Origin of the sequence: Sphingomonas sp. R86521 (assembly GCF_042466235.1) — a bacterium.
Lineage (GTDB): Bacteria > Pseudomonadota > Alphaproteobacteria > Sphingomonadales > Sphingomonadaceae > Sphingomonas.
Genome location: NZ_JAXHBY010000001.1, coordinates 1,270,136 through 1,287,287, shown reverse-complemented (window position 1 = coordinate 1,287,287; position 17,152 = coordinate 1,270,136). Strand labels below are relative to the sequence as shown.

19 protein-coding genes are annotated in these 17,152 nt (G+C 66.5%); 11 read left to right on the top strand and 8 right to left on the bottom strand.

The window, feature by feature from the left end; all coding sequences use genetic code 11:
- Positions 1 to 35 precede the first annotated feature (35 nt).
- Positions 36 to 503, top strand: a complete 468-nt coding sequence (locus SJY20_RS05955; protein WP_380785678.1) for an Hsp20 family protein — start codon at positions 36 to 38, stop codon at positions 501 to 503.
- 386 nt (positions 504 to 889) lie between these two features.
- Here the strand turns inward: SJY20_RS05955 and SJY20_RS05950 are convergent, their stop codons facing one another.
- A complete protein-coding gene (locus tag SJY20_RS05950) occupies positions 890 to 2,524 on the bottom strand; it encodes a CTP synthase (RefSeq protein ID WP_380785677.1) in 1,635 nt (544 codons plus the stop codon).
- Between the two features lie 85 nt (positions 2,525 to 2,609).
- The gene (gene secG, locus SJY20_RS05945; protein WP_380785676.1) at positions 2,610 to 3,017 is read right to left on the bottom strand and encodes a preprotein translocase subunit SecG; all 408 of its coding nucleotides are present in this window, start codon (positions 3,015 to 3,017) and stop codon (positions 2,610 to 2,612) included.
- Between the two features lie 224 nt (positions 3,018 to 3,241).
- Between secG and SJY20_RS05940 the strand changes: the two genes are divergently transcribed.
- From SJY20_RS05940 to eda, 8 genes are all read left to right on the top strand, one after another.
- A complete protein-coding gene (locus SJY20_RS05940) occupies positions 3,242 to 3,562 on the top strand; it encodes a MarR family transcriptional regulator (RefSeq protein WP_380785675.1) in 321 nt (106 codons plus the stop codon).
- Between the two features lie 52 nt (positions 3,563 to 3,614).
- On the top strand, positions 3,615 to 3,884 hold the full coding sequence (locus tag SJY20_RS05935; protein ID WP_380785674.1) for an SH3 domain-containing protein: 270 nt from the start codon (positions 3,615 to 3,617) through the stop codon (positions 3,882 to 3,884).
- The gene (gene argC, locus SJY20_RS05930) at positions 3,881 to 4,804 is read left to right on the top strand and encodes an N-acetyl-gamma-glutamyl-phosphate reductase (RefSeq protein ID WP_380785673.1); all 924 of its coding nucleotides are present in this window, start codon (positions 3,881 to 3,883) and stop codon (positions 4,802 to 4,804) included. The genes SJY20_RS05935 and argC overlap by 4 nt, the downstream gene beginning before the upstream one ends.
- A 3-nt stretch (positions 4,805 to 4,807) precedes the next feature.
- Positions 4,808 to 6,277: a glucose-6-phosphate dehydrogenase gene (gene zwf, locus SJY20_RS05925; protein WP_380785672.1), complete on the top strand. Its 1,470-nt coding sequence runs from the start codon at positions 4,808 to 4,810 to the stop codon at positions 6,275 to 6,277.
- Between the two features lie 47 nt (positions 6,278 to 6,324).
- Positions 6,325 to 7,029 (top strand): 6-phosphogluconolactonase, encoded by a 705-nt coding sequence (pgl, locus tag SJY20_RS05920; RefSeq protein ID WP_380785671.1) that lies wholly within the window; start codon positions 6,325 to 6,327, stop codon positions 7,027 to 7,029.
- Positions 7,030 to 7,157: 128 nt separating this feature from the next.
- Positions 7,158 to 8,969, top strand: a complete 1,812-nt coding sequence (edd, locus tag SJY20_RS05915) for a phosphogluconate dehydratase (RefSeq protein ID WP_380788586.1) — start codon at positions 7,158 to 7,160, stop codon at positions 8,967 to 8,969.
- Between the two features lie 129 nt (positions 8,970 to 9,098).
- Positions 9,099 to 10,067 carry a glucokinase gene (gene glk, locus SJY20_RS05910; protein WP_380785670.1) on the top strand — a complete coding sequence of 323 codons (969 nt, stop codon included), beginning with the start codon at positions 9,099 to 9,101 and terminating at the stop codon, positions 10,065 to 10,067.
- Positions 10,064 to 10,672, top strand: coding sequence for a bifunctional 4-hydroxy-2-oxoglutarate aldolase/2-dehydro-3-deoxy-phosphogluconate aldolase (eda, locus tag SJY20_RS05905; protein ID WP_380785669.1), 609 nt, complete (start codon positions 10,064 to 10,066; stop codon positions 10,670 to 10,672). Before glk ends, eda begins: the two co-directional genes overlap by 4 nt.
- A 219-nt stretch (positions 10,673 to 10,891) precedes the next feature.
- Here the strand turns inward: eda and mltG are convergent, their stop codons facing one another.
- The 6 genes from mltG to fabD form a co-directional block, all read right to left on the bottom strand.
- Complete coding sequence (mltG, locus tag SJY20_RS05900; protein WP_380785667.1) at positions 10,892 to 11,860, bottom strand: endolytic transglycosylase MltG; 969 nt, start codon at positions 11,858 to 11,860, stop codon at positions 10,892 to 10,894.
- Between the two features lie 40 nt (positions 11,861 to 11,900).
- Positions 11,901 to 13,163, bottom strand: a complete 1,263-nt coding sequence (fabF, locus tag SJY20_RS05895; protein WP_380785666.1) for a beta-ketoacyl-ACP synthase II — start codon at positions 13,161 to 13,163, stop codon at positions 11,901 to 11,903.
- A 120-nt stretch (positions 13,164 to 13,283) separates the two neighbouring features.
- Positions 13,284 to 13,520: an acyl carrier protein gene (locus tag SJY20_RS05890; protein ID WP_031393971.1), complete on the bottom strand. Its 237-nt coding sequence runs from the start codon at positions 13,518 to 13,520 to the stop codon at positions 13,284 to 13,286.
- Positions 13,521 to 13,664: 144 nt separating this feature from the next.
- Entirely contained in the window at positions 13,665 to 14,402 is a 738-nt protein-coding gene (gene fabG, locus SJY20_RS05885; protein WP_380785664.1) for a 3-oxoacyl-[acyl-carrier-protein] reductase, read from the bottom strand.
- Positions 14,403 to 14,416: 14 nt separating this feature from the next.
- Complete coding sequence (locus SJY20_RS05880) at positions 14,417 to 14,836, bottom strand: GxxExxY protein (protein ID WP_380785663.1); 420 nt, start codon at positions 14,834 to 14,836, stop codon at positions 14,417 to 14,419.
- 42 nt (positions 14,837 to 14,878) lie between these two features.
- Positions 14,879 to 15,838 carry an ACP S-malonyltransferase gene (gene fabD, locus SJY20_RS05875; protein WP_380785662.1) on the bottom strand — a complete coding sequence of 320 codons (960 nt, stop codon included), beginning with the start codon at positions 15,836 to 15,838 and terminating at the stop codon, positions 14,879 to 14,881.
- A 201-nt stretch (positions 15,839 to 16,039) separates the two neighbouring features.
- Between fabD and SJY20_RS05870 the strand changes: the two genes are divergently transcribed.
- A complete protein-coding gene (locus SJY20_RS05870; RefSeq protein ID WP_380785661.1) occupies positions 16,040 to 16,396 on the top strand; it encodes an RcnB family protein in 357 nt (118 codons plus the stop codon).
- Between the two features lie 321 nt (positions 16,397 to 16,717).
- On the top strand, positions 16,718 to 17,152 hold the full coding sequence (rpsF, locus tag SJY20_RS05865; protein WP_147080461.1) for a 30S ribosomal protein S6: 435 nt from the start codon (positions 16,718 to 16,720) through the stop codon (positions 17,150 to 17,152).

The following is a 17,152-nucleotide window of genomic DNA, read 5'->3' as shown; positions in this document are numbered from 1 at the left end:
CGGCCTCGTTCAACTCGCTCATTGGAGGACTTGAAATGCGACTCGACCTGACCCCCTACCGCCGCTCGACCGTCGGCTTCGACCGTCTGTTCGACATGCTGGAGACCAACGCGCGCGGCGCGACCTCCGACAACTACCCGCCGTTCAATCTCGAACGCATCGCCGACGACCGCTACCGCATCACGCTCGCGGTGGCCGGCTTCTCGCGCGACGACATCGAGATCACCGCGCAGCAGAACCTGCTGCTCGTATCGGGCAAGAAGGACGAGGCCCAGTCCGAGGGCCAGCTGCTCCACATCGGCATCGCCAACCGCGCGTTCGAGCGCCGGTTCGAACTCGCCGATTTCGTGCTGGTACAGGATGCGCGCCTCAACGACGGCCTCCTCGTCATCGACCTGGTCCGCGAAGTCCCCGAGGCGATGAAGCCCAAGACCGTCGCGATCAAGACGGGTGCGCCGCTGGCCGCGGTCGAGGACAGCGGCGTCGTCGACCAGGCCGCATAAGCGTCTTCTGGTCCCACTGTCGGGCGTCCGGATCGAAGGGTCCGGGCGCCCTTCCTTAGCCGCAAAGAAGAAGCAGGGGTTTCACGCGGAGGCGCGGAGACGCGGAGATTTGCGCCCGTCGCGCCAGCGACTTTCACCAAAGACCGCGCATCCGCGTCGATCGGGAATATCGCCCGCTCCGCGAACTCCCTCCGCGTCTCCGCGCCTCCGCGTGAAACCCCTTCTTCAATCCGAGCCGAAGAAAGGGAACTCACGGAAAGGCACAAAGGCGCAAAGATTTTGCGATAGCAAAGGCGTTGCGCCTCACTCGCTAAAGTCGGAGCGCTACGCGCTCGGCAAGCGCAACCTCTTCGCGCCTTTGCGCGTTTGCGTGATCAAAACTGCCTTCAAACCAGCCGGCTCTGCTTCACCGCAGCCTGGATGAAACTCGCGAACAGCGGATGCGGGTCGAACGGTTTGGATTTCAGCTCCGGATGGAACTGCACACCCACGAACCACGGATGATCCGGCCGCTCGACGATCTCGGGAAGCGTGCCATCCGGCGACATCCCCGAAAAGACCAGCCCGCCGCGTTCCAAGGCCGGCTGGTAATGCGTATTCACCTCATAGCGATGGCGATGCCGCTCCGAAATCTCGGTGCCGCCATAGATCGACGCGACCACGCTGTTGCCGTCGAGCTTGGCATCGTACGCGCCGAGCCGCATCGTGCCGCCAAGGTCGCCCTCCGCCGCGCGCGTCTCCAGCCCCTCGCGGCCCATCCATTCGGTGATCATCCCGACCACCGGCTGGTTGGTCGGCCCGAACTCGGTCGACGACGCATCGGATATGCCCGCGGTATCGCGCGCCGCCTCGACGCACGCCATCTGCATCCCGAAGCAGATCCCGAAATACGGGATCTTCCGCTCGCGCGCGAACTTGACCGAGGCGATCTTGCCCTCCGCCCCGCGCTCGCCGAACGCACCCGGCACCAGGATCGCGTCACACGGTTCGAGCGAACTCGCGATATCGCTGTCCGCATTCTCGAACAGTTCGGCGTCGATCCAGCGGACGTTGACCTTGACCCGGTTGGCGATGCCGCCATGCACCAGCGCCTCGTTCAGCGACTTGTACGCGTCCTGCAGCCCGACATATTTGCCGACTACGCCGATCGTGACCTCGCCCTGCGGGTTGGCCAGGCGGTCCATGATCTCGATCCAGCGCGACAGGTCGGGCGAGCCTTCGGGCTCGATGTTGAACGCGCGGAGCACCTCCGAATCGAGGCCCTCGGCGTGATATTGCATCGGCACCGCGTAGATGCTCTTCGCATCGAGTGCGGGGATCACCGCCGCTGCCTTGACGTTGCAGAACAGCGCGATCTTGGCGCGCTCCGACGGCGGCAGCGGATGTTCGCAGCGGCACACCAGCACGTCGGGCTGCACGCCCAGCGCCGCCAGTTCGCGGACCGAATGCTGCGTCGGCTTGGTCTTCAGTTCGCCGGCCGCGGCGATGTACGGCACCAGCGTCACGTGGATACTGATCGCGTTGCCGCGGCCTTCCTCGTTCTTCAGCTGGCGGATCGCCTCGATGAACGGCAGCGACTCGATATCGCCGACGGTGCCGCCGATCTCGCACAGCACGAAATCGACATCGTCGGTTTCGGCGCGGGCGAACGCCTTGATGGCATCCGTGACATGCGGAATGACTTGGACGGTCGCGCCCAGATAGTCGCCGCGACGCTCGCGCGCGATGATCTGCTGATAGATCCGGCCCGACGTCACATTGTCCGACTGGCGCGAGGGAACGCCGGTAAAGCGTTCGTAATGCCCGAGATCCAGGTCGGTCTCTGCGCCGTCGTCGGTCACATAGACCTCGCCGTGCTGATAAGGCGACATCGTGCCTGGGTCGACGTTCAGGTAAGGGTCGAACTTGCGGATGCGCACGGTGTACCCGCGTGCCTGCAACAGAGCCGCGAGGCTCGCTGCCATGAGACCCTTGCCGAGCGAGGAGACCACGCCGCCGGTGATAAAAATGAACCGCGCCATGGGAGCAATTGCCTAGCGTGTCTTGAGGGCGAACGACAAGCGTCCGCGAAACGCGGACGCACGAAATAACAGTTAACCGACGGTATTAGTGGGCGAGCGGGACGCTCGAATTGTCGGCAGGCGCGGTGCCCGGCGCGACCGGCTTCTCGCCGCCGCCCGCAAACGGTGCCGCATCGCCCTTCGGCGCGGCAGTCGGCACGCCCGTGGTAGCGGGGGCCGCCGCGGCGGCCGGGGTCCGGGCCAGCGACGTATCGATCGTCGAGGTCGACCGCTTGGTCGCGGCGAACACCGCCAGCGCGATCGAGAACAGCACGAACATCGTCGCCAGCACGCCGGTCGCGCGGGTCAGGAAATCGGCCGCGCCACGCGCCGACATCAGCCCCGACGGGCTGCCGCCCATGCCCAGACCGCCGCCTTCCGACCGCTGCATGAGGATGACCGTGACGAGGGCGGCCGCGATGATCGCGTGGACGACGAGCAGGAAGGCGAACATTGCGCAGGAAACCCCGGAACTTTTACGAAGCCCGGCACATAGGCGAGGCCGCCGCGGCGATCAACCGCGCGCATCCTGCGCCAAACTGAAACACGATCGCCATGGGGCGGAAACAAGCGGTGCAAGCGGGCGTTATGTCCCCGTAATGAAGCCTGAACCCGGGCACAGAGGATTGGCGGATCAACGCTGTGGCATCAATGGCAGCTCAAACCTTATCGAACTGGATGAGTGCGCTGGTGGACTATGTCCGCTCCGGCGAGCCCGATCTTACCAACCGGCAGATGGCGCTGCTGCTGCTCGTATACCTGAAACCCGGCCCGCATACGGTGCGCGGATTGGCGCGTGCGCTCAACGTCTCGAAACCCGTGGTCACACGCGCCTTGAACAGGTTGGGTGCGCTCGGCTATCTGCGCCGACAACGCGACGACAGCGACAAGCGCAACATCTTCGTCGCGCGCACCACCGAAGGGGCAGATTTTCTTGAAGAATTCGGGCAATTCATCGGCGAAAACGACGGCGCCGCCCGCACTCACGCCCCCGCGTAGCAGTTTTGCGCTGACCGGTCGCTCGGTCGCGCTCGATCCCCGGCGCCATGCGGTGCGCCGCGATATCGCCGATATCCGCTTAGCCGAGCAGGTATTTGCGCCGCACTATGCGGTGCCGATGCCGACGATCGTGTCGCGCGCCTCGCCGCTAAGGCTGGAGCGCGATGCCGACAGCGAGATCGTCGCGACCCTACAATCGGGCGATACGTTCGAGGTGCTCGAACTTGCCGGCGTCTCGGCTTGGGGCGTCGCGGTCGGTGAAGGCCTGGTCGGCTATATCGACCGGACCGCACTCGAACTGATCGGGAGTGTTTCCGCATGACCAGCGTCTTCATCGACGGCGCGGCCGGCACCACCGGTCTCGAAATCCGCGACCGGCTCGGCGGACGCAGCGACATCGCCATCGTCCTGCTCGACGATGCGCGGCGGAAAGATGCGGACGCCAGGCGCGAAGCGCTCAACGACGCCGATTTCGTCATCCTCTGCCTGCCCGACGACGCCGCACGCGAAGCGGTGGCGCTGATCGACAATTCGCGCACGCGGGTGATCGACGCGTCCAGCGCGCACCGCGTCGCCCCCGGCTGGGTCTACGGCTTTGCCGAGATCGCGCCCGGCAACCAGGCCGCGATCGCGAACGCCGCCCGCGTGACCAACCCCGGCTGCTACCCGACTGGTTTCCTCGCGCTGGTCGCGCCGCTTGTCCGCGCCGGGTTGATCCCCGCCGACCTGCCGCTCAGCGTCAACGCGACCTCAGGCTATTCGGGCGGCGGCAAGGCGATGATCGCGGAGTTCGAGAGCGGCGGCGCATCGGCGTTCCGCCCGTACGCGCTGCAACTCGGCCACAAGCACGTCCCCGAAATGGCGACGCATGCCGGGCTCGCGCACGCACCGATCTTCGCGCCCGCAGTCTCCAATACCTATCGCGGCATGGTCGTCGAAGTCCCGCTGCATCTCCACGCGTTGCCGGGCTCCCCGAGCCTGCGCGACCTCGAAGACGCGCTGCGCGCCGCCTATGACGGTTCGCCTCTCGTCTCGGTAGCCGCTGGCGACGTTGGCGCAGTCGACATCGCGGAGAACGCCGGTACCGATCGCCTGACGCTCCGAGTCTGCGGCAACGCGGCCGCCGGTCAGGCCCGGCTGATCGCGACGCTCGACAATCTCGGCAAGGGCGCAGGCGGCGCCGCTGTCCAGAACCTCAACATCATGGCCGGGCTCGATCCCCATGCCGGCCTGATCCTCTAGGATATGCCCTTGACCCGTGACCCCGTCGCCAAGCTGCTCCTGTTCGGCGCCACCGGCGATCTCGCGCAGCGCATGCTGCTGCCCTCGCTCTACGGCCTGCACGCCGATGGGCTCTTGCCGTCCGAACTCACCATCACCGGCGCCGCGCGGCACGACTATGACGACAAGGCGTATCGCGCGTTCGCCAAGAAGGCGCTGCATTCGTTCCTGCCCGAGGACCGCAAGGACGAGAAGGCGCTCGGCACCTTCCTCGAACGGCTGTTCTACCAGCCGACCGACCTGTCCGACCCGGCGAGCTTCCAGCCGCTTGCCGACAAGATCGGCGACATTGCGGGTGGCCTCGCCATCTATCTGTCAACCGCGCCGTCACTGTTCGAATCGGCGATCGAAGGTCTGCATAAGGTCGGCCTCGCCGGGAACACCGTCCGCGTCGGCCTTGAAAAGCCGCTCGGCTACGACCTCGCCACCAGCCGCGAGATCAACGATGCGGTGGCCAAGGCGTTTCCCGAGGACCGCACCTTCCGCATCGACCATTATCTCGGCAAGGAAACCGTCCAGAACATCCTGGCGCTGCGCTTCGGCAACAGCTTCTTCGAACCGGTCTGGAACGCGCAGGGCATCGCCAACGTCCAGATCACCATCTCCGAGATGGTCGGGCTCGAGGATCGCGCCGGCTATTACGACGGCGCCGGCGCGCTGCGCGACATGGTCGCCAACCACATGCTCCAGCTGCTCGCATTGATCGCGATGGAGCCGCCCGCGCGGTATGACGGCACCGACATCCGCGACGAAAAGGCCAAGGTCTTCAGGTCCTTGCGGATGATCACCCCGGAAACCGTGAACCAGGACACGGTCACCGGCCAATATGGCGACGGCGCGGTCAACGGCGCGATCGTAAAGGGCTATCTCGACGAACTCGGCAAGCCGTCGACCACCGAGACCTTCGTTGCGATCAAGGCGCATGTCGACAATTGGCGCTGGCAGGGCGTGCCCTTCTACCTGCGCACCGGCAAGCGCATGACCACGCGCCGCAGCGAGATCGCGATCCAGTTCAAGCCGGTCCCGCACTCGATGTTCGCCGGCCGCGGCGGCCAACTCCAGCCGAACACGCTGGTGATTCGCCTGCAGCCCGAGGAATATGTCCAGCTGCTCGTCATGGCCAAGGAGCCCGGCCTCGACCGCGAGGGCGTCCGCCTGCGCGAGGTGCCGCTCAACCTGTCGCTCGACGCCGAATTCGCCGGCAGCCGTCGCCGCATCGCGTACGAGCGCCTGCTGCTCGACCTGATCGAGGGCGACCAAGCGCTGTTCGTGCGGCGCGACGAGGTCGAGGCGCAATGGACCTGGATCGACGCGATCCGCGCCGGCTGGACCGCAAACGGAACCAAGCCCAAGAGCTATCCGTCGGGCAGCTGGGGCCCGTCGGCCGCGATCGGCCTGACCGAGCGCGACGGGGTGACCTGGCAGGACGACTGAGTGCTCCGTCCCCCGAGAGTAATGCTTCAAAATTTCAAGGACGTACAATGACCGAGATCGAATGGTGGGATTACGACGACGCGGACGAGATGGCCGCGGCGGTTGCCGGCGACATCCAGTTCATCATCGAAAGCGCGATCGACGCGCGCGGCTCGGCGGTGATCGCGCTGGCGGGCGGTAACACCCCCCTCCCCGCCTACCGGCTGCTCGCCGAGGCGAAGCTCGACTGGAAGAAGGTCACGATCATCCCCGGCGACGAACGCATCGTCCCGCTCGGCGACCCGCTGTCCAACGTCACCGCGCTGGCGAAGATTTTCCTGCCCAAGGGTGCACGCGTAAAGCCGATCGTCCCCGAGGCCACCAAGGATTACAAGGCCGCTGGCCGCTCGGCCGACGCGCTGATGCAGGACCTCCACTGGCCGCTCGACTTCTGCCTGCTCGGCGTCGGCGGCGACGGCCATACCGCGTCGATCTTCCCCGGCCCCGACTACGAGGAAGCCGTCGCCGGCCCCAAGGAGCGCCGTGCGCTGGGCGTCATGCCCGACCCGCTGCCCCCCGAAGCCCCGGTCGCGCGAGTCACGCTGAGCCGTGAAGCCATCGTAACCGCCCGCGCGGTCATGATCGCCGTCACCGGCCAGGCCAAGCGCGACATCATCGAAAAGGCGATCGAGCAGGGTCCGCTGTCGCAATACCCGATCGGCCGGGTTTTGGCCGACGTCGAACTGCCGATCGATATCCACTGGGCGGCCTAAACTAACGGACGCCCCAGAAGAAACCGTCACCCCGGACTTGTTCCGGGGTCCACCGTGCCGCAAACCAAACGGCCGAAGATTACGCGGCACGGTGGATGCCGGACCAAGCCCGGCATGACGAGGATGGCATGAACCCCGAAGTTTCCGCGGTAACCGACCGCATCATCGAACGCTCGCGCACGCCCCGTGCCGCCTATCTCGCGCTCATCGAGCGTGAACGCGACGCGCACGTCCGTCGCCCGAACCTCGGCTGCGCGAACCTCGCGCACGCCTATGCGGGCACCGCCGAGGATCGCGACGCGATGAAGGCGGATGCGGGGATGAACATCGGCATCGTCACCGCGTACAACGACATGCTCAGCGCGCATGCCGTTTACTACCGCTACCCCGAACTGATGAAGGTGTGGGCGCGCGAGGTCGGCGCCACCGCGCAGGTCGCCGGCGGCGTCCCCGCGATGTGCGACGGCGTGACGCAGGGCTATCCCGGCATGGAGCTGTCGCTGTTCAGCCGCGACACCATCGCGCTGTCGACCGCGATCGCGCTCAGCCACGGCACCTTCGAGGGCGCCGCGCTGCTCGGCATCTGCGACAAGATCGTCCCCGGCCTGCTGATGGGTGCACTGCGCTTCGGCCACCTGCCGATGGTGCTGATCCCCGGCGGCCCGATGCCGACCGGCCTTCCCAACAAGGCCAAGGCCGCGGTCCGCGAGAAGTTCGCCGAGGGGCTGGTCGGCCGCGAGGAACTGCTCGACGCGGAGATTGGCGCCTATCATTCGAAGGGCACCTGCACCTTCTACGGCACCGCCAACACCAACCAGATGATGATGGAGGTGATGGGCCTCCACATGCCCGGCGCCGCGTTCGTCAATCCGGGCACCAAGCTCCGCCAGGAACTGACGCGCGCCGCGGTCCACCGCCTCGCGCAGATCGGCGCGCGCGGCGACGATTATCGCCCGCTCGGCCACTGCGTTGACGAACGGGCGATCGTCAATGCGGCGGTCGGCCTGCTCGCCACCGGCGGCTCGACCAACCATTTGCTCCACGTCCCCGCGATCGCGCGCGCAGCCGGCATCGTCATCGACTGGGAGGATTTCGACCGCCTCAGCCGCGCGGTGCCCACCATCGCCCGGGTCTATCCCAACGGCTCGGCCGACGTGAACGCGTTCGAGGCGGCGGGCGGCATGCCCTATGTGATCCGCGAGCTGATCGGTGCTGGACTGCTCCACGCCGATATCCCGACGATCGCCGGCGGCGACCTCTCCGCCTACGCCCACACCCCCTCGGTGGTCGACGACATGCTCGGCTGGTCCCCCGTCGGCGACAGCGGCGACGAGACCATCCTGCGCCCCGCCGCCGCGCCTTTCTCGCCCGATGGCGGCATGCGTATCCTCGCCGGCAATATCGGCCGCGCCTGCATCAAGGTCAGCGCGGTCGAGCGCGATCGCTGGGTGGTCGAGGCGCCGGCAGCGGTGTTCGACGACCAGCTCGACGTCATCGAAGCGTTCAAGCGCGGCGAACTGGAACGCGACGTCGTCGTCGTCGTCCGCTTCCAGGGCCCACGCGCGAACGGCATGCCCGAGCTGCACAAGCTCACCCCCCCGCTCGGCGTGCTCCAGAACCGTGGCTTCCGCGTCGCGCTGGTCACCGACGGCCGCATGTCGGGCGCCAGCGGCAAGGTGCCCTGCGCGATCCACTGCTCGCCCGAAGCACTGCTGGACGGCGCGATCGGCCGCATCCGCGACGGCGACATGATCCGCGTCGATGCGGAGACCGGCATGCTGACGGCGCTGGTCGATGCCGACGAATGGGCCGCACGCGTTCCGGCTTCCGCACCGCCGCCCGCCTCGGGCATGGGCCGCGAACTGTTCGGCATGTTCCGCAGCGGCGCCGACGAGGCCGAGCGCGGCGCGTCGGCAATGCTCGCAGGGGCTGGACTATAATACCGTGCCCTCACCCTTCTCACGGCCAAGCAGCCGCGGCCCCCTTCCCTCTCCCCGTCGAGGAGAGGGAGAGACGCCGAAGGCGGCGAGGGTGAGGGCACGCCGTACCGATATGAACGGGAGAGACGCATGCAGATCGTAGCCGCGGACATCGGCGGCACCCACGCCCGCTTCGCGCTCGCCGAGGTCGAGAACGGCCGCGTCGTTGCGCTCGGCGAACCCGTCACGCTCAAGACCGCGGACCATGCCAGCCTGCAGACCGCCTATCAGGCGTTCGGCGCCAGCCTCGCCCAGCCGCTGCCGCGCGCGATCGCGATCGCCGTCGCGTCGCCGGTCGGCAACGACGTCATCCGCCTCACCAACAACCCATGGATCATCCGCAAGTCGCTGATCCAGGAGCGGTTGAACGCCGATCAATGGGTCGTGGTCAATGATTTCGGCGCGGTCGGCCATGCCGTCGCGCAGGTGCCGGAGAGCGACTTCATCCATCTCTGCGGCCCCGACACGCCGTTGCCGTGCGAAGGCATCACCACGGTCTGCGGCCCCGGTACCGGCCTGGGCGTGGCGCAGGTCCTGCGGCACAAGACTGGCTATCAAGTGCTTGAGACCGAGGGCGGCCACATGGACTTCGCCCCACTCGACGGCATCGAGGACGCGCTGCTCAAGCGCCTGCGCAACACCTTCACGCGCGTGTCCGCCGAACGCGTCGTCGCCGGCCCCGGCATCGTCGCGATCTACGAGACGCTCGCCGCACTCGAGGGCCGCGCCGTTCCCAGCCATGACGACAAGACGATCTGGACCGAAGCCATCGACGGCACCGATTCGATCGCGCTCGCCGCGCTCGACCGCTTCTGCCTCGCACTCGGCGCCGTCGCCGGCGACCTCGCATTGGCGCAGGGTGCCAAGGGCGTCGTCATCGCCGGCGGCCTCGGCTTCCGCATCAAGGATCGCCTGATCCGCTCCGGCTTCGACCAGCGCTTCGTCGCCAAGGGCCGGTTCCAGACCATGATGGCGGCGATGCCCGTCAAGCTCATCACCCATCCCCAGCCCGGCCTGTTCGGCGCCGCGGCCGCCTTCGCCCAGGAGCATACCCAATGACCGTCACCATCTCCGACATCATGCAGACCAGCGCGGTCATCCCCGTCCTCGTCATCGAAGACGCCGCCCTCGCCCGTCCGCTCGCCGAAGCGCTGGTCCGCGGCGGCCTGCGCGTCCTCGAAGTGACGATGCGCACCGGCGCCGCGATCGAGGCCATCACCGAGATGAAGAAGGTCGAGGGCGCGATCGTCGGTGCCGGCACCGTTGTCTCGACCCAGCAGTTCGCGCAGGTCATGGACGCCGGCGCCGAGTTCATCGTCTCGCCGGGCCTGACCGAACGCCTCGGCAAGACGATCGTCGACAGCGGCGTGCCGTTCCTGCCCGGTATCGCCAACGCCGGCGACATCATGCGCGGCCTCGACCTCGGCCTCACGCACTTCAAGTTCTTCCCCGCCGAAGCCAGCGGCGGCCTCAAGGCGCTGAAGGCCCTCGCCGCACCGTTCTACCAGTGCAGCTTCTGCCCCACCGGCGGCATCACCGAAGCCAACGCCCCCGAATGGCTCGCGTTCAAGCCGGTGCTCTGCGTCGGTGGCAGCTGGGTCCCCGGCGGCACGATGGCGGAGGTCGAACTGAAGGCGCGGGCTGCGAACGCCCTGCGGGGGTAACCGGGACATCGTCACCCCAGCGCAGGCTGGGGTCTCGTGCCGCATGTTCCGTCCCTGCCGCATGAGATCCCAGCCTTCGCTGGGATGACGGAAGCGGCTGGGAGGGTAAGCACCCCACCCTCCCCAACCGTCACCCTGAACTCGTTTCAGGGTCCACCTCGCTCCGGGCGCAATCGTCTGGGGCAAGGTGGATGCTGAACCAAGTTCAGCATGACGGAGCTACATCTCCCCGCGTGCCCTTCTGATCGCGTACCATTTCTGCACATTGGCGTTATGCTGCTCGAGCGTATCCGCGAACACATGACCCCCGGTCCCATCCGCGACGAAATACAGCGCGTGCGTCGGCGCCGGATCCAGCACAGCATCGATACTGGCCCGCCCGGGGTTGGCGATCGGCCCGACCGGCAGCCCCGTCTCCGCATAGGTATTGTAGCCGTTCTTCGCCTGCAGCTCCGACCGCAGAATCCGCCGCCCCAGCGGCCGCCCCTTCGTAATCGGATAGATCACGGTCGGATCGGCCTGCAGCGGCATGTGGAGCTTCAACCGGTTCCCATAAACCGCAGCGACGGTGCGGCGTTCGGACGGCTTGCCGGTTTCCTTCTCGACGATTGCGGCGAGAATGATCGCCTGTTCGGGCGTCGTCACTGCGATGCCCGGCTTGCGCTTGGCCCAGGCGGCGGCGAGATAGTCGCGCATCGCCTTTTGCATCCGCGCCACCACCGACTCCCGCGTATCGCCGCGCTGGAACGCATAGCTGTCGGGCAACACCGATCCCTCGGCCGGCACCGCGACCTGCCCGACCAGCCCGTCGGCCTTCATCAGCGCGTCGTGGACCAGCACCGACGGATAGCCCTCCGGCACCACCACCAGCCGCTGCAGCGTCTTGCCACCCTGGAGCATCTTCAGGATATCGGCCTGGCTCAGGTGCGGCGGGATGCGGTATTCGCCGGTCTTGATCGGATCGCCCGACCCGAACACGCGGGCATAGAGCCGAAAGCGCGTCGCCGACCGGATCGCGCCGGCCTTTTCGAGCTCGTTCGCGGCGGCGGCAAGCGACGCGCCCTGCGGCACCTGCACCGTCAGCGTCCGCTTTGCCGGACCAGCGCCACCCCAGCCCTGCACCACGAGAAACAACGCGACGATCGCGGCGAGGCCGACGATGAGTCCGAAACAACCGACCTTACGCATCGCCACTCCTTGTTCCCCCGCGAAAGCGGGGGCCCAGATTCTATCGCACCTTCGTCATGATCAGCGACGCATTGGTCCCGCCGAACCCGAACGAGTTGTTCAGCACGGCGCGAACCTCGCGCTTCTTCGCGACATGCGGCACCAGGTCGACCCCCACGCAGCTGTCGCTCGGGTTGTCGAGGTTGAGCGTCGGCGGCACGATCTGGTCGCGCAGCGCGAGGATGCAGAAGATGCTCTCGACCGCGCCGGCGCCACCGAGCAGATGCCCGATCGCCGACTTGGTCGACGACATCGACAGCCCGGAGATCGCATCCCCGAACAACCGCCGTACTGCGCCCAGCTCGAGCTCATCGCCGAGCGGCGTCGAGGTCCCATGCGCGTTGATGTAATCGATGTCCTCGAGCTTGAGGCCCGACTTCTTCACCGCCATCTGCATCGACCGGAACGCGCCATCGCCCTCGGGATGCGGCGCGGTGACGTGATACGCGTCGCCCGACAGGCCATAGCCGATCACCTCGGCATAGATCTTCGCGCCGCGCGCCTTGGCATGCTCGTACTCCTCGAGCACCAGCACGCCCGCGCCCTCGCCCATCACGAAGCCGTCGCGGTCGCGGTCATAGGGCCGCGAGGCCTTTTCAGGCGTATCGTTGAAGTTGGTCGAGAGCGCGCGCGCCTGCGCGAACCCGGCGATGCCGAGCGGGCACACCGTACCCTCCGCGCCGCCCGCGAGCATGACGTCGGCATCGTCCATCGCGATCATCCGCGCGGCATCGCCGATCGCATGCGCGCCCGTCGAACACGCGGTGACGACCGCATGGTTCGGCCCGCGCAGGCCGTATTTGATCGAGACCTGACCCGAGATCAGGTTGATCAACCGGCCGTGCACGAAATGCGGCGAGACGCGACGCGGCCCCTTTTCGTGGAGCACGATCGCCTCGCTCTCGATCCCCGGCAGGCCGCCGATGCCCGACCCGATCGAGACGCCGGCACGCCAGCTTTCCTCGACGGTCATATCGAGCAGCCCGGCGTCCTCGAGCGCCTGGCCCGCGGCGTCGATGCCATAGATGATGAACGGATCGACCTGGCGCTGGACCTTGTGGTCGACGCGCTTGCCGGGATCGAACCCGTATTCGTGATCCTTGGGCTTCACTTCGCAGGCGATGCGGCAGACATACTCGCTCGCGTCGAAGCGCGTGATCGTGCCCGCGCCGGATTTGCCCGCGAGAATGTTGGCCCACACCGTCTCGACGTCCGCGCCGAGGGGGGTAACCATGCCTAGTCCGGTGACGACGACACGCCGCATGACCTAAAACTCCGTGATGCTCAAAACGAAACGGCTCCCCGCCCTCTTAGCCCAAGGACGGGGAGCCGCTCAAATCCGACCCGTCAGGGCAGGTCCAAAGATCTGGACCCGAAACCTGATTTAAGCCTTATGCTCGTCGATATAGGTGATGGCGTCCTTGACGGTCGCGATCTTCTCGGCGGCATCGTCGGGGATCTCTACGCCGAACTCTTCCTCGAACGCCATGACCAGCTCGACGATGTCGAGGCTGTCCGCGCCCAGGTCGTCGATGAAGCTCGCGTCCTCGGTCACCTTGTCGGCTTCGACGCCGAGATGCTCGACGACGATCTTCTTCACGCGGTCTGCGGTCTCGCTCATGTTCGTTCCCTCTATGCTCTGGGGGTTATTCGTTGTTCCTGAACGCCCGTAGAACGGGGTCCGTTTCGTGGCAAGCGTCACTTCATCCGGTCCCTTGCCCCGACCAGCGCCAAATCGACGCCGAACCGAACGGGGACCGGGGTATCACACCATCGCCATGCCGCCATTCACATGAATGGTCTGACCGGTGACATAGCTTGCCTCGCGACTGGCAAGGTAGACCACCGCGGCAGCCACGTCAGCCCCCTCGCCGAGCTTCCCCGCCGGGATGCGTGCGGTCAGCGCGACCTTCTGCGTCTCCGGGAGCGCATCCGTCATCGCCGACGCGATGAAGCCGGGCGCGACGCAGTTGACGGTGATGTTGCGGCTCGCAAGCTCCTGCGCGAGCGCCTTCGACATCCCGACCAGCCCGGCCTTCGACGCGGCATAGTTCGCCTGCCCCGGGTTGCCGGTCTGCCCGACCACCGACGTGATCGACACCACCCGCCCGAACCTTGCCTTCATCATCGGCTTGGCCGCCGCCCGGATCAGCCGGAACGCCGCCTCCAGATTGACCCGGATCACGGTATCCCACTCCTCATCCTTCATCCGCATCGCCAGATTGTCGCGCGTCACGCCGGCATTGTTGACGAGAATATCGAGTCGCCCCAGCGCCGCCACCGCCTGCGGCACCAACGCATCCACCGCCGCGCCGTCCGACAGGTCGCACGGCAAAGCGACATGATCACCGCCCAGGCTGGCGCGAAACGCCTCGAGTTTGTCTGCATTGGACCCAGAAACCGCCAACCGCGCGCCTTGTGCGGCGAGCGCCTTGGCGATCTCCGAACCGATCCCACCGGAAGCGCCGGTCACCAGCGCGGTCATGCCTGTAAGGTCGAACATTCTACTCTCCGATTTCAGATTTTTTCGCGCAGAGGCGCAGAGGACGCAGAGGGCTGGTGGTTGTTGACCAGGCGGCGGACACCTTCCTTCAACGTTTCGCCTCCAAAGTTTATCAGCAGCCCGACGGGCTGTTTGGTCAATCGCAGATACGTCAGCAGTTGCTTCGCGTGGACGGGAAGCAGCCTCTCGACGGATTTGATCTCGATGATCAAACGCTCGTCGACCAGCACGTCGATCCTGAACGCGCCCTCGATCCGGATGCCTTCGAATTCGATGTCGACAGACCGTTGCCGAGCAACGGTGTAGCCCATCGCCTCCAGCCGCGCAGCGAGAACAGCTTCATACACGCTTTCGAGCAACCCGGGCCCCAAATCCCGATGCAACCGTAAAGCAACATCCAGCACATCGCCGCTGATCGCATCGATATCCTTCATGGTCTCTGCGTCCTCTGCGCCTCTGCGCGATAAAACTCGAACCTACATCGTCTTAACCAAAGCCTCGATATCATCCATCGTCACAACGCTAACCGCATCGACATCCGGCGCAGTACGCTTGACCATAGGCGCCAGCACCTTGCCGCCGAATTCGACGAACCGCTCGACGCCAGCCGCCTGCATCGCCAGCACCGATTCGCGCCACCGCACCATCCCAGTCACCTGCCGGACCAGCGCGACCCGGATCGCGCCCGGATCCGCCACCGCGACGGCGTCGACGTTGGCGAACACCGGGACCAGCGGCGCGCGCAGGTCGGCGTCGAGGAGTGCCGCCTCCATCGCGTCGGCGGCCGGCTGCATCAGCGAACAGTGAAACGGCGCGGAGACCGGGAGCAGGACCGCGCGCTTGGCGCCCAGGTCCTTGGCCAGCGCGATCGCACGCTCGATCGCCAGGCGATGCCCGGAGATCACCACCTGCGACGGATCATTGTCGTTGGCGACGGTGCAGACCAGCTCCGCGCCGCCCTCTGCCAGGATCGAATCGACCGCAGCGCCCGCGATCAGCTGCGCCTTCTCCAGGTCCGCACCGAGCAGGGCGGCCATCGCGCCTTCGCCGACCGGCACCGCCGCCTGCATCGCGCGGCCACGCAGCCGCAGCAGCCGCGCCGTGGTCGCCAGATCGAGCGCACCCGCGGCACACAAGGCGGTATATTCGCCCAGGCTGTGCCCCGCGACATAGTCCGCCTTGTCGGCCAGCCGGATGCCGCCCTCCTTCTCGAGCACGCGCAAGGTCGCGATCGCGTTCGCCATGATCGCGGGCTGCGCGTTCTCGGTCAGCAGCAGGTCCTCGGCCGGGCCTTCGCTCATCAACCGGTACAGATGCTGCCCGAGCGCCTCGTCGACCTCGGCGAAGACCTCGCGCGCGGTCGCACTGGCGTCGGCCAGCGCCTTGCCCATGCCGACCGCCTGGCTGCCCTGCCCCGGGAAAATGAACGCGCGCATGTACCTCTCCTTTGGTCGGGCGCCCTAGAAAGGTGCGCGGTCACATGCAACCTGAACGGCCCCCCAGACCTGAACAGACATGAACGGGTTGCGACATTCCGCGACCATTTCCGCTCGTTGGCGACAATCGCCTGCGACAGATGGACGCCAGATAGGGTTCCGACGCCGCGTAGAAGGCGCCGTTACAAACGGGAGTATATCATGAACAAGTTCATTCTCAGCGCGATCGCCACGACCTTGGTCGCCAGCCCGCTGATCGCCGCCGCGCCTGCATCTGCACAGGTGCGTCACGAAACCACTACCGTCCGCCAGGGCCCGAACGGCCGCACCGTGGTCACCAAGAAGACCGTGGTCCGCCCGACCCAGTATCGCAACTGGCGCGCCGGCCAGCGCTTCGACCGTCGCTACGCGCAGGACTACCGCGTCGTGACGACCTACAAGAACTACCGCCTGTCGGCCCCGCCGCGCGGCAGCCAGTGGGTCCGTTCGGGTCGCGACGCGATCCTGATCAACGGCCGCGGCGACGTGGTCCAGGTTCGTGGCGGCGCGTTCCGGTAAGCGGCACGCGTGGACGTGAGAGCGTCGCAGGGGCGCTCCCATCCCCATAGCCCCGTCATCCTGACGAAAGTCAGGATCCAGGGTAACGGGCGGCGGCAGTTCCGGCTCTGGGTCCTGACTTTCGTCAGGATGACGAAGCCGGAGGGAAACCGGGCGCGGCAACCTTGCCTTTCCCCGACAATCGGGTAAGGCGCTCTGCAACCGGGGTGAGAGATTCGCGTCTCTCGCCCCTGTTTGCATTTCGAATGCGAATTTTCGAACGACAGCCGGAGGGGTGTACGCATGGGGCGTGCATCAGCGATCGGTAACGAAGGACGAGACATGGCTCTGTATGAGCACACGTTCCTTGCGCGCCAGGATCTGGCACAGGCGCAGGTGGACGCGCTGGCGGAAATCGCCACCAAGATCGTGAACGACAACGAAGGTCGGGTCGTCAAGACCGAGAACTGGGGCCTGCGTTCGCTGGCGTACAAGATCGCCAAGAACCGCAAGGCGCACTATGTCATGCTCGAGATCGATGCCCCGGGCAGCGTGATCGCAGAGCTGGAGCGCCAGACCCAGATCAACGAAGACATCATCCGTTACATGACGGTCAAGGTCGACACCCTCGAAGAGGGCCCGACCGTGATGATGCGCAAGCAGGATCGCGACCGTGAGCGTCGTGGCGACCGTGAAGGTGGCCGTGGCGACCGTCCGGATCGTGGCGATCGTCCCGAGCGCGGCCCGCGCCGTGATCGCGAAGAGGGAGCAGAATAA

Coding starts and splice junctions, on each gene's coding strand:
- SJY20_RS05955 (WP_380785678.1), top strand. CDS start 36: ATGCGACTCGACCTGACCCCCTACCGCCGCTCGACCGTCGGCTTCGAC.
- SJY20_RS05950 (WP_380785677.1), bottom strand. CDS start 2,524: ATGGCGCGGTTCATTTTTATCACCGGCGGCGTGGTCTCCTCGCTCGGC.
- secG (WP_380785676.1), bottom strand. CDS start 3,017: ATGTTCGCCTTCCTGCTCGTCGTCCACGCGATCATCGCGGCCGCCCTC.
- SJY20_RS05940 (WP_380785675.1), top strand. CDS start 3,242: ATGAGTGCGCTGGTGGACTATGTCCGCTCCGGCGAGCCCGATCTTACC.
- argC (WP_380785673.1), top strand. CDS start 3,881: ATGACCAGCGTCTTCATCGACGGCGCGGCCGGCACCACCGGTCTCGAA.
- zwf (WP_380785672.1), top strand. CDS start 4,808: ATGCCCTTGACCCGTGACCCCGTCGCCAAGCTGCTCCTGTTCGGCGCC.
- pgl (WP_380785671.1), top strand. CDS start 6,325: ATGACCGAGATCGAATGGTGGGATTACGACGACGCGGACGAGATGGCC.
- edd (WP_380788586.1), top strand. CDS start 7,158: ATGAACCCCGAAGTTTCCGCGGTAACCGACCGCATCATCGAACGCTCG.
- glk (WP_380785670.1), top strand. CDS start 9,099: ATGCAGATCGTAGCCGCGGACATCGGCGGCACCCACGCCCGCTTCGCG.
- eda (WP_380785669.1), top strand. CDS start 10,064: ATGACCGTCACCATCTCCGACATCATGCAGACCAGCGCGGTCATCCCC.
- mltG (WP_380785667.1), bottom strand. CDS start 11,860: ATGCGTAAGGTCGGTTGTTTCGGACTCATCGTCGGCCTCGCCGCGATC.
- fabF (WP_380785666.1), bottom strand. CDS start 13,163: ATGCGGCGTGTCGTCGTCACCGGACTAGGCATGGTTACCCCCCTCGGC.
- SJY20_RS05890 (WP_031393971.1), bottom strand. CDS start 13,520: ATGAGCGAGACCGCAGACCGCGTGAAGAAGATCGTCGTCGAGCATCTC.
- fabG (WP_380785664.1), bottom strand. CDS start 14,402: ATGTTCGACCTTACAGGCATGACCGCGCTGGTGACCGGCGCTTCCGGT.
- SJY20_RS05880 (WP_380785663.1), bottom strand. CDS start 14,836: ATGAAGGATATCGATGCGATCAGCGGCGATGTGCTGGATGTTGCTTTA.
- fabD (WP_380785662.1), bottom strand. CDS start 15,838: ATGCGCGCGTTCATTTTCCCGGGGCAGGGCAGCCAGGCGGTCGGCATG.
- SJY20_RS05870 (WP_380785661.1), top strand. CDS start 16,040: ATGAACAAGTTCATTCTCAGCGCGATCGCCACGACCTTGGTCGCCAGC.
- rpsF (WP_147080461.1), top strand. CDS start 16,718: ATGGCTCTGTATGAGCACACGTTCCTTGCGCGCCAGGATCTGGCACAG.